Origin of the sequence: Paraburkholderia sp. UCT2 (genome assembly GCF_014397665.1) — a bacterium.
GTDB lineage: Bacteria > Pseudomonadota > Gammaproteobacteria > Burkholderiales > Burkholderiaceae > Paraburkholderia > Paraburkholderia tuberum.
Genome location: NZ_VZQO01000001.1, coordinates 362182 through 377118, shown reverse-complemented (window position 1 = coordinate 377118; position 14937 = coordinate 362182). Strand labels below are relative to the sequence as shown.

General features: G+C 66.6%; 16 protein-coding genes. 11 read left to right on the top strand and 5 right to left on the bottom strand.

Annotation, left to right across the window (positions count from 1 at the left end; genetic code table 11):
- Positions 1 to 199 precede the first annotated feature (199 nt).
- From F6X39_RS01725 to fliE, 5 genes are all read right to left on the bottom strand, one after another.
- Positions 200 to 559: an EscU/YscU/HrcU family type III secretion system export apparatus switch protein gene (locus F6X39_RS01725; RefSeq protein WP_187615318.1), complete on the bottom strand. Its 360-nt coding sequence runs from the start codon at positions 557 to 559 to the stop codon at positions 200 to 202.
- On the bottom strand, positions 559 to 1974 hold the full coding sequence (locus tag F6X39_RS01720) for a flagellar hook-length control protein FliK (RefSeq protein ID WP_187615316.1): 1416 nt from the start codon (positions 1972 to 1974) through the stop codon (positions 559 to 561). Before F6X39_RS01720 ends, F6X39_RS01725 begins: the two co-directional genes overlap by 1 nt.
- A gap of 106 nt (positions 1975 to 2080) precedes the next feature.
- The gene (locus tag F6X39_RS01715; RefSeq protein ID WP_090802544.1) at positions 2081 to 2407 is read right to left on the bottom strand and encodes a flagellar protein FliT; all 327 of its coding nucleotides are present in this window, start codon (positions 2405 to 2407) and stop codon (positions 2081 to 2083) included.
- Positions 2404 to 2838, bottom strand: coding sequence for a flagellar export chaperone FliS (fliS, locus tag F6X39_RS01710; RefSeq protein ID WP_184074503.1), 435 nt, complete (start codon positions 2836 to 2838; stop codon positions 2404 to 2406). Before fliS ends, F6X39_RS01715 begins: the two co-directional genes overlap by 4 nt.
- A 319-nt stretch (positions 2839 to 3157) precedes the next feature.
- The gene (gene fliE / locus F6X39_RS01705) at positions 3158 to 3493 is read right to left on the bottom strand and encodes a flagellar hook-basal body complex protein FliE (protein ID WP_187615314.1); all 336 of its coding nucleotides are present in this window, start codon (positions 3491 to 3493) and stop codon (positions 3158 to 3160) included.
- 236 nt (positions 3494 to 3729) lie between these two features.
- Between fliE and fliF the strand changes: the two genes are divergently transcribed.
- The 11 genes from fliF to fliP all read left to right on the top strand — a co-directional run bounded on the left by fliF (position 3730) and on the right by fliP (position 14931).
- A complete protein-coding gene (fliF, locus tag F6X39_RS01700) occupies positions 3730 to 5526 on the top strand; it encodes a flagellar basal-body MS-ring/collar protein FliF (RefSeq protein WP_187615312.1) in 1797 nt (598 codons plus the stop codon).
- A complete protein-coding gene (fliG, locus tag F6X39_RS01695) occupies positions 5516 to 6511 on the top strand; it encodes a flagellar motor switch protein FliG (protein ID WP_018418745.1) in 996 nt (331 codons plus the stop codon). Before fliF ends, fliG begins: the two co-directional genes overlap by 11 nt.
- Positions 6498 to 7187, top strand: a complete 690-nt coding sequence (gene fliH / locus F6X39_RS01690) for a flagellar assembly protein FliH (RefSeq protein WP_176078844.1) — start codon at positions 6498 to 6500, stop codon at positions 7185 to 7187. The genes fliG and fliH overlap by 14 nt, the downstream gene beginning before the upstream one ends.
- Entirely contained in the window at positions 7181 to 8824 is a 1644-nt protein-coding gene (gene fliI / locus F6X39_RS01685; protein ID WP_187615310.1) for a flagellar protein export ATPase FliI, read from the top strand. The genes fliH and fliI overlap by 7 nt, the downstream gene beginning before the upstream one ends.
- 17 nt (positions 8825 to 8841) lie before the next feature.
- Positions 8842 to 9291, top strand: a complete 450-nt coding sequence (gene fliJ, locus F6X39_RS01680; RefSeq protein WP_187615308.1) for a flagellar export protein FliJ — start codon at positions 8842 to 8844, stop codon at positions 9289 to 9291.
- Positions 9292 to 9352: 61 nt separating this feature from the next.
- A complete protein-coding gene (locus F6X39_RS01675; RefSeq protein ID WP_187615306.1) occupies positions 9353 to 10870 on the top strand; it encodes a flagellar hook-length control protein FliK in 1518 nt (505 codons plus the stop codon).
- Positions 10871 to 11595: 725 nt separating this feature from the next.
- A complete protein-coding gene (gene fliL, locus F6X39_RS01670; protein WP_187615304.1) occupies positions 11596 to 12096 on the top strand; it encodes a flagellar basal body-associated protein FliL in 501 nt (166 codons plus the stop codon).
- Between the two features lie 58 nt (positions 12097 to 12154).
- The gene (gene fliM / locus F6X39_RS01665) at positions 12155 to 13153 is read left to right on the top strand and encodes a flagellar motor switch protein FliM (RefSeq protein ID WP_184065889.1); all 999 of its coding nucleotides are present in this window, start codon (positions 12155 to 12157) and stop codon (positions 13151 to 13153) included.
- Positions 13146 to 13610 (top strand): flagellar motor switch protein FliN, encoded by a 465-nt coding sequence (gene fliN, locus F6X39_RS01660; protein ID WP_090802529.1) that lies wholly within the window; start codon positions 13146 to 13148, stop codon positions 13608 to 13610. The genes fliM and fliN overlap by 8 nt, the downstream gene beginning before the upstream one ends.
- The gene (gene fliO, locus F6X39_RS01655; protein ID WP_187615302.1) at positions 13607 to 14122 is read left to right on the top strand and encodes a flagellar biosynthetic protein FliO; all 516 of its coding nucleotides are present in this window, start codon (positions 13607 to 13609) and stop codon (positions 14120 to 14122) included. Before fliN ends, fliO begins: the two co-directional genes overlap by 4 nt.
- Complete coding sequence (fliP, locus tag F6X39_RS01650) at positions 14122 to 14931, top strand: flagellar type III secretion system pore protein FliP (RefSeq protein ID WP_184069741.1); 810 nt, start codon at positions 14122 to 14124, stop codon at positions 14929 to 14931. The genes fliO and fliP overlap by 1 nt, the downstream gene beginning before the upstream one ends.
- The last annotated feature ends 6 nt before the right edge of the window (positions 14932 to 14937 follow it).

Sequence of the window (14937 nt, the reverse complement as noted above, 5' to 3'; positions counted from 1 at the left end):
ACTCCTTCCAAGCCAGGGGACCCGCTTAAGAGTTGGCGGTTTGAGCTGTCTTCTTTGCCTACTTTCTTTGCAGCAGCAAAGAAAGTAGGTGCCGCCCCGCACAGGGGCAACGCTAATAGACCGATAAGACAACAAGGAAAGGCCAACCAGGCCAGAACAACGAAAAAGCCCCGCCCTGCCAAAGGGCAAACACACCCCTTCAGTGATCCACAGTACTAGCGCCGCCAGGCACATCAGTAGCAACAACATCAACCACATCCGGCGCGCCAGCGCCATTGCCCGTCTCAGCATCAACCCCACTCTCGAGCCGATGCAACCAGGCCAGCAACTCGGCGACAGCCTGATAAAGCTGCGGTGGAATCCGCGCATCCAGATCGACTTGCATCAGCAGCGACACCATCTCGGGCGCCTCATGCACATACAGCCCAGCCTCCTTCGCGCGCTGCACGATCATCTCGGCGAGCAGCCCATACCCCTTGGCGACCAGACGCGGGGCGGGCTCACCGCCATGAGCGTCATAAACAAGCGCAGCCGCGCTGCGACGATGGGTGCGGCTCATCAGATATCCCAATCAAGGTCGTCGCGCGATGCGGCGCCCGACGCCGACGCCGTCGACGTGGCCACAGCCGCCGACGCCGACCGTGCATACGCGCTCGCGGCCTGCGCACCCGCCGCCGAGGTGCCCGCCGCAGTAGCACCAGGCACACCGCCGCCGATCTCGCGAATCGTCAATCCCTGCAGCTCGAGCCCCGCCGCCGCGAGCCGCTGACGGAAACCGTCCCCCTGCATCGCGAGCCGAGCGGCGCCCCGCGGGCTCGCCTGCACGCGCGCGGTCAGCCGCGTGCCGGTCAGCGTCAGTTCGGCATCGACGGTGCCGAGCGTCGGCAGCGACAGCGTCAGGCGCGTGCGCCACGGCTGGTCGTCCTCGCTCGCGAGGCCGCCGCCGCTGCGGTCCCATTCGTCGCCATCCTGCTCGATCGTCCAGTCCAGACGCGCGCCGGGCCACGCCTCGCCGGTCCAGCGGAACTGTCCGGTCGCAAGCAGATCGAGCTGCTGGCGCACGAGCGGCACCGTCGCCGGATGCACCGCCGCCGCCATCGCCTGCGCGCTCTGCGACGAGCCGGCATCGGCCGCCTGAGACACCGCGCTGTGCAGCCCCGCGTGTGTGGACTGGCCATTCAGGTCGGACACCGAGCTGGCCAGCAGCTCGCCCGCGACGAGTCGTGCGGCCTGCGCGGTCAGGATCGACGGCATCGCGTGCATGGCAGGGTTGTTCTCGGCAACGTTCGCCGTGCCGCGTGGCGTTGCCTCGGCGGCGCCGTTCGCCGCAGCGGTCCGCGCGCTCGCGTCGCCGGCGTCGGCGCTCCAGTCGGGAGGCAATTGAGAATCTGCGACGAGCTGGTTCTGCGCCTCGTTCGCCAGTTGGGCCGGCGAACGCTGGCCGACCAGCCACGCCGCGAGATGCGCCTCGTAGAACAGGCCGCTGTCGGCGACCGTCTGTTGCAGCGCGGCCGCGAGCGCCGCGACCGGCACTTCGGTCGCCGCCACGCTCGCGGCGGCGGTCGCGGTTGCGCTGGCGGCAGCGTTGGGATTGGTATTGGTGTTGGCAGCAGCGGCGGCATCGCCGGCAGCGAAATTGACTGTCGGGGCGCCCGCCGCATCGGTCAGCGGCAAGCTTTCGATGGCGACGTCGAGCGCCGGCGCGGCCGCCCAGATCGGCGCGCGGCCGAGCACCGCCGGTGTGGCCTCGCCGCCTGAGTGCGCAATCGCATTCAGCGTCAGCGCGACGGCCGACAGCGCGGTTTGCGCGGACGACTGGGGCGCGGGCGTCACGTTCGCAGGCGCCGCCGGAACCGCGGTATCGACGCCGGCCGCGCCGGTCTGCGAGGTGGTCGCGGTTCCCGGCGCGATGCTGAGCAGGCTGTCGATCCGGCTCGACAGCACCGAAGCGAGGGCCGAATCGATTCCGTTCATGCCGGTTCCTTGGTCGCATCGGCGGCAACGCGCGCGATGTTCTGATTGCTCCGATCCTTCAGACGCGTGCGGCATGGCGTCAGCTCACGCGCGCGCCCGCTCGCGCTCAGCGCGCCCCGTACAACTCCTTCAGCACGCGCGTCGACCGGCCGGCGAACAGCGCCGACAGATGCGCCATGCGCGGATTCGCGAGGTCGCGGATCGCGGCGTCGTCGGCGAGGATCTGGCGGATCAGCGCGTACTTGCGCAGGCGTTCGGCCTCGTCGAGCTTGACGCCCACGTCGGCTTCGCGCAGCGCTTCGACCAGTTGCCGATACTCTTCCTGCAAGTGCACCAGGTCGTTCCACAGTGCACGACGGGCCGCCATCAGCATGCGGCAGGACAGCGCCGCGATCGCCTCGTAGCGGGCAAAATATTCTGCGTTCGATGTCATCTCAGGCTTTCCGCGGCTGGCTGTGCTGCCATCCGCGCGATCTCCGGGGCTATCCCGATCCATGCCTCTTCGAGCGTCGCGAGCAGACGGTCCACCTCGACGAGCATCGCCTCGCTCTGATTGATATTGGCTTGCAACAGTCGACGCGCCATATAGTCGTACAAAGCATTGAGCCGTTCGGCGATTTCGCCGCCCACCTCGAGGTTGAGCGACAGCTGCAGCCCGCTTTCGATGATCCGGATCGCCTTGCTGATCGCCATGCCACGTTCGGCCACGTTGCCCTGCTGCAAATGCATGCGGCTTTGCGCGATCGCCTGGCGTGCGCCCTGGTACAGCAACACGATCAGACGATGCGGACTTGCGCCCATCACGGATGTTTCGATACCGACACGCGCATACGCGTTGGCTCCAGCGTGCCCTTGGGAAAACATCGGCGCTCCTCCTCTTATACTGGCTGCGGTTAAGTCGTGGCGTGGCCGCGCGGCGCGTCGACGCGCCGGTCGCTGACCTGTAATTGGGTTATCGGATGCGCGACGACAAAGCTTTAGTCCGGTGTAAGGAGGATCGAAAGCGCCGCTGGGCGGGCCCGGGAAACACGGCACGAAGCCGCCGGCGCAAGCGCCGGCAGCGGCGTGCCGGATCGTCGGACGGGACTCGTGTGGACCTTCAGGCGGTCCTTCAGGCAGTCCTTCAGGCAGTCCTTCAGGCAGTCCTTCAGGCAGTCCTTCAGGCGGACACGCGCGATCCCGCTCAGATCGACATCTGCGCGATGTCGTTGTACGCGGCGACCAGCTTGTTGCGCACCTGCAGGCCGAACTGGAAACCGATGTTGGCCTTCTGCATGTCGACCATCACGTCGTTCAGCGACACGTTCGACGCACCGAGTTCGAACGCCTGCGACTCGCCGACCGCCTTCTGCTGGTCGTCGCTGATCTTGTCGAGCGAAGCCTTCAGCGCCGCCGCGAAGCTGGTGGGCGTCGCCGCGCCGGATTGCTCCGCCGCCGGGGGCGCGTCGCCGGCCGCCTGCGCCGCCATCGCCTGCATCTGTTGCAGCGCCGACGATAGCGCGTTCACGGGCATGGTCATGTTTTCTCCGTTGGATCTGCGATCGGACCGCCGGACGGTGTACCGATCTGGACGAAAGCATAGCAGCGGCTCCTCGCGGAAAGTCCCGAAACTAGAGGGAAAACCCGGCTCTATTCAAGCAATCGGGTTGAGCGGCGCTGCGGATAATTTCAAAGGTGAAAGTCTCTGTCCGTCCGCCCAGCCCCGGCGCGGCATCACGACAGAACGCCAAGGCATTCCCCGGAGAAACCCGACGCATGGATTCGTCAGCCAACTCTTTGATCAACCCCGACGCCCGTATGGGGCTCGCCGGCGCGCAGCCCGCTGCCGGTCAGGCCGGTAGCGGCCAGGCCGGCGGCACTGCCGACCTCGGTGGCCTCGGCGGCCTGGGAGGTATCGGCGGCAATTTCGGCCAGCGTCTGTCCGGACTCGCGCAGATGCGCGGCAACCCGCGCGCGCCGCTCGTGTTCGCGGTCGCGCTGCTGGTGGCGGTCGTCGCCGGTCTGTTCCTGTGGTCGCGCGCGCCCAGCTACAAGGTGCTCTACAGCAATCTGTCCGACCGCGACGGCGGCTCGATCATCACCGCGCTGCAGCAGGCCAATATTCCGTACAAGCTGTCCGAAAGCGGCAGCGCGATCCTCGTGCCGGCCGAGCAGGTCCACGAGATGCGCCTGCGCCTCGCATCGCAGGGGCTGCCGAAGAGTGGCTCGGTCGGCTTCGAGCTGATGGACAACCAGAAATTCGGCATCAGCCAGTTCGACGAGCAGATCAACTATCAGCGCGCGCTCGAAGGCGAACTCGAACGCACGATCGAAGCGATCTCGAGCGTCAAATCGGCGCGCGTGCATCTCGCGATTCCGAAGCCGAGCGTGTTCGTGCGCGACAAGGAAGCGCCGTCGGCGGCGGTGCTCGTGAACCTGTACCCGGGCCGCGTGCTCGACGAAGGGCAGGTCGTCGCGATTACGCACATGGTGGCGTCGGCGGTGCCGGAAATGCCGGTGCGCGGCGTGACGATCCTCGACCAGGACGGCAACCTGCTCACGCAGCCCACCAATGGCAGCGGACTCGATGCGACCCAGCTGAAGTTCCGCCAGCAGATCGAGCGCAACACCCAGCAGCGCATCGACACGATCCTCGCGCCGCTGTTCGGCGCCGGCAACGCGCGCTCGCAGGTCAGCGCGGACATCGACTTCTCGCACAGCGAGCAGACCTCCGAGAACTACGGCCCGAACGGCAATCCGCAGCAGGCCGCGATCCGCAGCCGGCAGTCGAGCAGCGCCACCGAAATGTCGCAAGGCGGCGCCTCGGGGGTGCCGGGCGCGCTGTCGAACCAGCCGCCGCAGCCGGCCTCCGCGCCGATCGTGGCGGGCAACGGCGCGAGCTCGGTCACCACGACGCCGGTCAGCGACCGCAAGGATTCGACCACCAACTACGAGCTCGACAAGACCGTGCGCCACGTCGACCAGCCGATGGGCGGCATCCGCCGGCTGTCGGTCGCGGTGGTAGTCAATTATCTGCGGGTCGTCGATCCGAAGGGTCACGTGACGATGCAGCCGGTCAGCGCCGACAAGCTCGCGCAGATCACCCAGCTCGTGAAGGACGCGATGGGCTTCGACGCGTCGCGCGGCGACTCGGTCAACGTGGTCAACAGCGCGTTTACCACCGAGCTCGACCCGAACGCCGACCTGCCGTGGTGGCGCACGCCCGACATGCTCGCGCTGTACAAGCAGATCGCGACGTACCTCGGCATCGGCGCGGTGGCCCTGTTCCTCTACTTCGTGATGGTGAAGCCGGCGTTGCGCCGCGCCTTCCCGCCGCCGCCCGAGCCGGTTGCCGCGCTGATGGCGCCCGACGAACCGGTGCTGCTCGACGGCATCCCGGCCGAGGAGCGCGATGGCGCGGTGGTCGAAATCGAAGCGGATAGCGAGCAGCTCGCGCTCGAAAACGCGAAGCACAAATACGAGCGGAACCTGGAGTTCGCGCGCAGCATCGCGCGTCAGGATCCGAAGATCGTAGCAACCGTCGTCAAGAACTGGGTGTCCGATGAGCGCTGAAGGCGTAGTGAAGAGCGCGCTGCTGCTGATGTCGATCGGCGAGGAAGAGGCGGCGCAGGTGTTCAAGTTTCTGGGCCCCCGTGAGGTTCAGAAAATCGGCGTCGCCATGGCCGCGCTGAAGAACGTCACCCGCGAACAGGTCGACGAGGTGCTGCAGGAGTTCGTGCGCGAGGCCGAGCAGCACACCGGCATGTCGCTCGATTCGAGCGATTACATCCGCTCCGTGCTGACCAAGGCGCTCGGCGACGACAAGGCCGGCGCGATCATCGACCGGATCCTGCAGGGCAGCGACACGAGCGGCATCGAAGGCCTGAAGTGGATGGACTCGGCGGCGGTCGCGGAACTGATCAAGAACGAGCATCCGCAGATCATCGCGACGATCCTCGTGCATCTGGACCGCGATCAGGCTTCGGAGATCGTCGGCTGTTTCACGGACCGGCTGCGCAACGACGTGCTGCTGCGGATCGCGACGCTCGACGGCATCCAGCCGGCCGCGCTGCGCGAGCTCGACGACGTGCTGACCGGCCTCTTGTCCGGCAGCGACAACCTGAAGCGCAGCCCGATGGGCGGTATCCGCACGGCCGCCGAGATTCTGAACTTCATGTCGAGCAACCACGAGGAAGGCGTCATCGAAAACGTGCGCCAGTACGACGCCGAGCTCGCGCAGAAGATCATCGACCAGATGTTCGTGTTCGAGAACCTGCTCGACCTCGAAGACCGCGCGATCCAGCTGCTGCTGAAGGAAGTCGAATCCGAAGCGCTGATCATCTCGCTGAAGGGCGCGGCGCCCGCGCTGCGTCAGAAGTTCCTGTCGAACATGTCGCAGCGCGCGGCCGAGTTGCTCGCCGAAGACCTCGACGCGCGCGGCCCGGTACGCGTGTCCGAAGTCGAGACGCAGCAGCGCCGCATCCTGCAGATCGTGCGCAACCTGGCCGAGAGCGGACAGATCGTTCTAGGCGGCAAGGCGGAAGATGCCTATGTCTGATCCGAACGCCCCGGCAAAGGAAAGCCTCTCGGCCTACCAGCGCTGGGAGATGGCGTCGTTCGATCCGGCTCCGCCGGCGCCGCCGCCGGCCGAACCCGAGTTCGACGAGCGCGCGTTCGAAGCCGAACTCGAGCACCGCCGCGAAGCCGCGCATGCACAGGGCGTCGCGTCCGGTCATGTGGCCGGCCAGGCGCTCGGCTATCAGGCGGGCTATGACCAGGGGCACGCGCAGGGCTTCGCGCAAGGCCAGACCGAGGCGCGCGAGGAAGCGATGCGGCTCGCCGCGCTCGCCGAAACCTTCAAGAGCGCGCTCGATGGCGCGCAGCACGCGATCTCCGAAACGCTGATCGCACTCGCGCTCGACATCGCGCAGCAGGTCGTGCGCCAGCACGTGCAGCACGACCCGACCGCACTGATCGCGGCCGCGCGCGAGGTACTCGCGGCCGAGCCCGCGCTCGCCGGCGCACCGGCGCTGATCGTGAGTCCCGCCGATCTGCCGGTCGTCGAGGCGTATCTGCTCGATGAATTGCAAACGCGCGGCTGGACCGTGCGAACCGACGCATCGGTGGAGCGTGGCGGTTGCCGCGCGCAGGCCGGCACCGGCGAGGTCGACGCGGGCATCGACACGCGCTGGCAGCGCGTCGCCGCCGCGCTCGGCAAGGTGAGCACGTGGTGAAGCCGACGCTCGACGAGATCCGCGCGAGCGATCTGACGCCGCTCGAACGCGAGCTCGCGTTGGCGTCGTTCGGCGCCGAGGCGCTGGCCGATGTCGAGTCGGCCGGTATTCCGCAGCCCCCGGATGCGGCATGGCACGCTCCTGCGAGCGCACATCCGGCGACAGGCGCGGCGGCGAGCCGCGAGTCCGCCGCGACGGACCACGCCGCGCGCAGTGCTTGCGCCGCTCACGCTCCGCACGCGCCGTCCTACGATCCCGCGCTCGACATCAATCCCCACATGCAGGCATGGCGCGGCCAGCTCGACGCGCTGCGCGCGCGCAACGCGATCGCGAAGCCGCTGCGCGCGTGCGGGCGTCTCACACGCGCGGCCGGTCTCGTGCTCGAAGCGGTCGGCCTGCGTCTGTCGGTCGGCGCCGAAGTGATGATCGAGTTGCCGCCCGGCAGTTCGCTGCCGATGGCCGAAGCCGAAGTGGTCGGCTTCTCCGGCGACAAGCTGTTCCTGATGCCGACCACCGAAGTGATCGGGCTGTTGCCCGGCGCGCGGGTCTTTCCGCTCGAAAGCGCGCCGATCGCCGACCCGCTCGCGGGCGCGAAGCGTCTACCGGTCGGCTGGGAATTGCTCGGCCGCGTGCTCGACGCATCCGGCCGTCCGCTCGACGGGCTCGGCCCGCTCGGCACGCAAAAGGACGCGCCGCTGTCCGCGCCGGTCATCAATCCGCTCAATCGCGAGCCGATTCACAAGGTGCTCGACGTCGGCGTGCGCGCGATCAACTCGCTGTTGACCGTCGGTCGTGGTCAACGGATGGGGCTGTTCGCGGGTTCGGGCGTCGGTAAATCTGTGCTGCTCGGCACGATGGCGCGCTACACCAGCGCCGAGGTGATCGTGATCGGCCTGATCGGCGAACGTGGCCGCGAAGTGAAGGAGTTCATCGAACAGATTCTCGGCGAGGAAGGGTTGGCGCGCTCGGTCGTGATCGCCGCGCCGGCCGACGTGTCGCCGCTGCTACGGATGCAGGCCGCCGCGTACTCGACCTCGCTCGCCGAGTACTTCCGCGACCAGGGCAAGCACGTGCTGCTGCTAATGGATTCGCTGACCCGTTACGCGATGGCGCAGCGCGAGATCGCGCTCGCGATCGGCGAGCCGCCCGCGACCAAGGGTTATCCGCCGTCGGTGTTCGCGAAGCTGCCGGCGCTCGTCGAGCGCACCGGCAACGGACCGGCGGGCGGCGGCTCGATCACCGCGTTCTACACGGTGCTCACCGAAGGCGACGACCAGCAGGACCCGATCGCCGACTCGGCGCGCGCGATTCTCGACGGCCACATCGTGCTGTCGCGCTCGCTCGCCGAAGCCGGCCACTACCCTGCGATCGATATCGAAGCGTCGATTAGCCGGGCAATGACCGCGCTGATCGACGATAACCATCTGAATAAAACGCGTATGTTCAAGCAGATGCTGTCGCGCTATCAGCGCAACCGCGATCTGATCAACGTCGGCGCGTATTCGAGCGGGCGCGACGCGGTGCTCGATCGCGCGATCGCGCTGTATCCGCGGATGGAAGCGTTCCTGCAGCAAGGCTTTCGCGAGTGCGCGAACTTCCAGCCGAGCATCGACATGCTTAGCGCGCTGTTTGCTTAGGGCCGAGGAGGCTGACGATGTCGAAACATTTTCCGATCAAGACGCTGATCGGTCTTGCGCAGGACGACGTGGACGCCGCCGCGCAGCGGCTCGGCCGCGCGCAGCGCGAGCGCAACGACGTACAGGCGCAACTCGATGCGCTCGTGCAGTACCGCGACGAATACTACGCACGCTTCATGGAGAGCGCGCAGTCGGGCATGCCGGCCGGCAACATGCGCAACTTCCAGGCGTTCATCGACACGCTCGATGCCGCGATCGAGCAGCAGCGCAGCCTGCTGGCGGCGGCGAGCGCGCGCTTCGAGGCGGCGAAGCCCGATTGGCAGCGCCACAAGCAGAAGCTCGGCTCGTACGAAGTGCTGCAGGCGCGCGGCGAGGCGGCCGAGGCGAAGGTTGCGGCGCGGCGCGAACAGCGCGACGCCGACGAATATGCGGCGCGGAGTCTGCGCATGCGAGCCGACGGCGCGTGAGGCCTTGCCTCGCGGCTAACGCCCTACGGCACACCCGTTCGACCGATTCACAGGATTCTTTATGTCGCTTCTTTCACAGATCGGCTCCCAACTGAGCACGCTGCTCGACACGAGCGGCAATGGGTCGAGCAGCGCGTCCGCGAACGCCGCGGGCTCGAGCCCGTTCGCGCAGACCTTGCAGCAAAGCATCGACCAGCAGAACAGCGCGAATCAACAGCACACCAGTTCCGCGACGGCGTCGCCAGCCTCGGCGCCGAGCGCGCCCAGTGCGCCGCCGCCCGCTTCCGCGCAGCAGAGCGCGAGCGGCAGCCAGAACGGCAACGGCACAGCGAGCAACGCGGCCAGCAGCAGCGCGTCATCGCCGTCGTCCACGCCGTCGACGACACCAACGCAGCAGGCATCGAACAGCCAGACGAGCGCGACGCAAGCCAGGCAGAAAGACACCAAGGCGCAAACCGACGCTGGCGCGCTCGCCGCCGCTGCGGCTGCCGCCCAGGCTCAGGCGCAAGCGCAGGCACAGGTCGTCGCCAACAACGCCGACTCGAACGCCACCACCACGACCGATGCCGCGAGCTCCGCCGCCGATGCGGTGAGCGCGCTGGCCGGCACGGCCACGAGCGCGCTCGCGGCCACCGCGGCAAGCAGGAAAGGCGCGGTCGATCCGAAGTCGCTGCAGGAAGCGTTGCAGAGTGCGCTGTCCGCGCTGTCGAGCGGCCAGGGCGCGGTGCCCGCGGCCGCGCTTGCTGCCGGCGCGGCCGCGAAAGCCGCGAGCGTGTCGAGCGCGGCGGGCGGCTTGGGCAGCACGAAAAACGGCCTGAACGGCACGTCGGACGACAAGACGCTCGCGAGCGGCCTGTTCGGCAACGGCAAGGGCGCCTCGACGACCCACACGACGTCGACGGCGGCGGCCGCCGCGACCGCGCTGGCCGATCCGTCGGCAGCGAAGTCGGCCGCCGATGCGTTGAGCGCCGCGGCCGCGACGAGCGGCCAGGCGGACAACCTCGCATCGGCACGCAGCGCGTCCGAGGCGGCGAACGCCGCGCTGGCCGCGACGCAGGCGGCAGCGAACGCCGCGAGCACGACGGCGGCAGCGCAGAGTACGGGCAATGCGAGCGCGGCCGCCGCCGCGAATGCGTTGACGCCGCAGGTCGGCACGAGCGACTGGGAAGACGCGCTGAGCCAGAAGGTGGTGTTTTTGTCGAATGCGCATTCGCAGAGTGCTGAGCTGACGCTCAATCCGAAGGATCTGGGGCCGTTGCAGGTCGTGTTGCAGGTGGCGGATAACCATGCGCATGCGCTGTTCGTTTCGCAGCACCAGTCAGTGCGGGAGGCGGTCGAGGCGGCGTTGCCGAAGCTTCGCGAGGCGATGGAGTCGAATGGGATTGGGCTCGGCAGTGCGAGTGTGAGTGATGGGTTTGCGCGGCAAGGCGGGCAACAACAGCAGAGCGCTGGCGCGGGTGGGGGGAATGGGAAGAGGGGTAGTGGTGGTGGCGGTGCCCTTGCAGGGGACAGCTCCAGCGATGCCATCGGGAATGTTGCCGTGCGGCAGCAGGTTGGATTGGTCGATACGTTTGCCTGAAGCGAGGCGGGGCGCTTTTTTGTCGTTGTTCTTTGCGGTGTTGGCCTTTCCTTGCTTTCTTGTCGGTCTATTAGCGTTGCCCCTGTGCGGGGCGGCACCTACTTTCTTTGCTGCTGCAAAGAAAGTAGGCAAAGAAGACAGCTCAAACCGCAAGCTCATAAGTGGGTCCCCTGGCTTGGAAAGGGTAGTGGTGCATCTGGAATCCGGGCCGCCGCACATTCCCCGTTCGTGACAAAGCCGTCATCCCTCCCACTCCGCACTACGTGCGTCGCGGACGGGTCTGCCTGGGAAACCAATGGTTTTGCCCGCGCAGCGGGGGCCCTCGGCTGCGCCTCGGCGATGCGCCGAAACAACCGGTGGTTTTTGAGCGGGGTTTCGGCGCGCGTAGCGCCGCCGGAAGAATGACTGCCTTGTCACTGGCGCCGAATGTGCGAGGGCACGGATTCCAGATGCACCACTACCTCATGCAGACCGAGGGACCCGCTTAAGAGTTGGCGGTTTGAGCTGTCTTCTTTGCCTACTTTCTTTGCAGCAGCAAAGAAAGTAGGTGCCGCCCCGCACAGGGGCAACGCTAATAGACCGATAAGTCAGCAAGGAAAGGCCAACAAAGCCAGAACAACGAGAAATAGCCAGAAATAGCCCTTCTTTTCGACCCATAGCGCCGCAGGCAAATCAACAACAATCACCCTAACCCTTACTAGGCCAGCAACAAGCTGGCAAACCAAATGGCAACCACGACCGCCCCGCAACAAGCCGCGCCCGCCTCGCCGGGCCCCATGAAGCGCATCATCCTGATCGTCCTCATTGCGCTGATCGCCGCGGGCGCTGCCGGTGCCGGTGTGTGGTTCTTCATGTCGAAGCGCGCACCCGTCGCCGTATCGGCCGAAGCCGCGCCGGCGCAATCCGCCGTGCCGCTGTTCTTCCCGCTCGAATCGATGACCGTCAACCTGCAATCGGACGACGGCCAGCAACACTTCCTGCGCATCGGCCTCACGCTCAAGCTCGGCGATGCCGCCACCCAGCAGGCGCTCACCGATCACATGCCGGAAGTGCGCAGCCGCATCCTGCTCGCCCTGTCGAACAAGCACCCCGAAGAACTCGCGCCGCTCGAAGGCAAGCGCGCGCTCGCCGAAGAGCTGAAGACGCTGATCACCGAGCCGACCGACAAGAGCGTCGCACCGATCCGCGTGCAGGACGTGCTGTTCACCGAATTCGTCGTGCAGTGACGTGACGTTGTCAAGCGCTGCCATCATCAATCGCCAAGGGACGCACGAGGAATAAGCAATGGGCCACGAAGAGTTCATGTCCCAGGAGGAGGTCGATGCCCTTCTGAAGGGCGTCACCGGCGAATCCGACACGGAATCCGAGCAAAACGACCGCACGGGCGTGCGGCCGTACAACATCGCCACGCAGGAACGTATCGTCCGTGGCCGGATGCCGGGCCTCGAAATCATCAACGACCGCTTCGCGCGCCTGTTGCGCGTCGGCATTTTCAACTTCATGCGGCGCTCGGCGGAAATTTCCGTCGGCCCGGTGAAGGTGCAGAAGTACAGCGAGTTCACGCGCAACCTGCCGATCCCGACCAACCTGAACCTGGTCCACGTGAAGCCGCTGCGCGGCACGTCGCTGTTCGTGTTCGATCCGAACCTCGTGTTCTTCGTGGTCGACAACCTGTTCGGCGGCGACGGCCGTTTCCATACGCGCGTCGAAGGACGCGATTTCACGCAGACCGAGCAGCGCATCATCACGAAGCTGCTCAATCTGACGTTCGAGCACTACGCGGCGTCATGGAAGAGCGTGCGTCCGCTGCAGTTCGAATACGTGCGCTCGGAAATGCATACGCAGTTCGCCAACGTCGCGACGCCGAACGAAATCGTCATCGTCACGCAGTTCTCGATCGAGTTCGGCTCGACGGGCGGCACGCTGCACATCTGCATGCCCTACTCGATGATCGAGCCGATCCGCGACATTCTCTCGTCGCCGATCCAGGGCGAGGCGATGGACGTCGACCGACGCTGGGTGCGCGTGCTGTCGCAGCAGGTGCAGGCCGCCGAAGTGCAGCTGAGCGCCGATCTCGCGCAGGTGCCGGTCACGTTCGAACAGATCCTGAACATGCGCAAAGGCGATGTTCTGCCGATCAACATCCCCGAGCACATCACCGCGAAAGTAGACGGCGTGCCGGTGATGGAATGCGGCTACGGAATTTTCAATGGTCAGTACGCGTTGCGGGTCCAGAAGATGATCAGCGCAGCCGACACGATGAAGGAAGGTGGATATGAGTGACCTGAACGCAAAGCCCGAGACCGATCTCGCGGCAGCCGAGCAACTCGCCGCCGGCGAGCTGTCCGCCGTGGAAGACGACGCGGCGATGGCCGACTGGGCAAGCGCGCTCGCCGAGCAGAACGGCAACGACGAAATCAACCCGGCCGCGGGCGCCGTGTTCCAGCCGCTGTCGAAGGCCGCGCCGACCTCGACGCACAACGACATCGACATGATCCTGGACATTCCCGTCCAGATGACGGTCGAACTCGGCCGCACCAAGATCGCGATCCGTAATCTGCTGCAGCTCGCGCAGGGCTCGGTCGTCGAACTCGACGGCATGGCCGGCGAACCGATGGACGTGCTCGTCAACGGCTGCCTGATCGCGCAGGGCGAGGTGGTGGTCGTCAACGACAAGTTCGGTATCCGGCTGACCGACATCATCACGCCGTCCGAACGCATCCGGAAACTCAATCGATGAAACGTTTGGCAGGTCGCGGCGTGCTGCTCGCGTCGCTTTTCGCGTCCACCGTCGCGCACGCCGCCGACATGAACGCGGTCAACAACGCCGCGAAGATCGCCTCCGGTGTCGGCGCGGGTAGCGCGGTGCCGGCGCTCGGCGTCGGCGCGGTCCTGCAAACCTTCGTCGGGCTCGCGGTCGTGATCGGCCTCGTGTTCGGCTGCGCATGGCTCGCGCGACGCTTCGGCCTGCAACCGGGTCAGCGCGGCGGTCTCGTGAAGACGGTCGGCGGCGCTTCGCTCGGTGGCAAGGAACGCGTCGCGGTCGTCGAGATCGGCGATACGTGGCTCGTGGTCGGCGCCGCGCCCGGCAACGTGCGGCTGCTGCATACGATGCCGGCGGGTTCCGTCGCGGCCGATACGGTTGCCGCTTCGCCTGCACCGCTTTCCGGCACTTTTGGTCAACGCTTTCGCGACGCCCTGAAAGGCGAAGTGGGCAAACGCTTCAACGCGCACCGCGGCGGGGATCGGTAATGCAGGTCAGTTTCAGGCAGTCAGCCTGGTTCTTCACGCTTACGCGCCGTGCGGGGCGGGCGCTCCCCGCAGCGCTTCAACTCGCGCTGCCGGCACTGCTGTTCGCGCTGCCGACGCTGTCTTTCGCGCAAACCGCCGGCCTGCCGGCGTTCACGACGAGCCCCGGCCCCAACGGCGGCACGACCTACTCGCTGAGCGTGCAGACGATGCTGCTGCTCACGATGCTGTCGTTCCTGCCCGCGATGGTGCTGATGATGACGAGCTTCACGCGCATCGTGATCGTGTTGTCGCTGCTGCGCCAGGCGCTCGGCACGACCACGACGCCGCCGAACCAGGTGGTCGTCGGTCTCGCGCTGTTTCTCACGCTGTTCGTGATGTCGCCGGTGCTCGATAAAGCCTATAACGAAGGTTACAAGCCGTTCTCCGAAGGCACGATGTCGATGGATCAGGCGGTGGCGCGCGGCGTCGCGCCGTTCAAGACCTTCATGCTGCGTCAGACCCGCGAAAGCGACCTTGCGCTGTTCGCGCGCATCTCGCACGCGGCGCCGATGCAGGGGCCCGAAGACGTGCCGCTGTCGCTGCTGGTGCCGTCGTTCGTGACGAGCGAGTTGAAGACCGGCTTCACGATCGGCTTCACGATCTTCATTCCGTTCCTGATCATCGACATGGTGGTCGCGAGCGTGCTGATGTCAATGGGCATGATGATGGTGTCGCCGGCGACGATTTCGCTGCCGTTCAAGCTGATGCTGTTCGTGCTCGTCGACGGCTGGCAGTTGCTGCTCGGCTCGCTCGCGCAGAGCTTCGTCTGATATTTT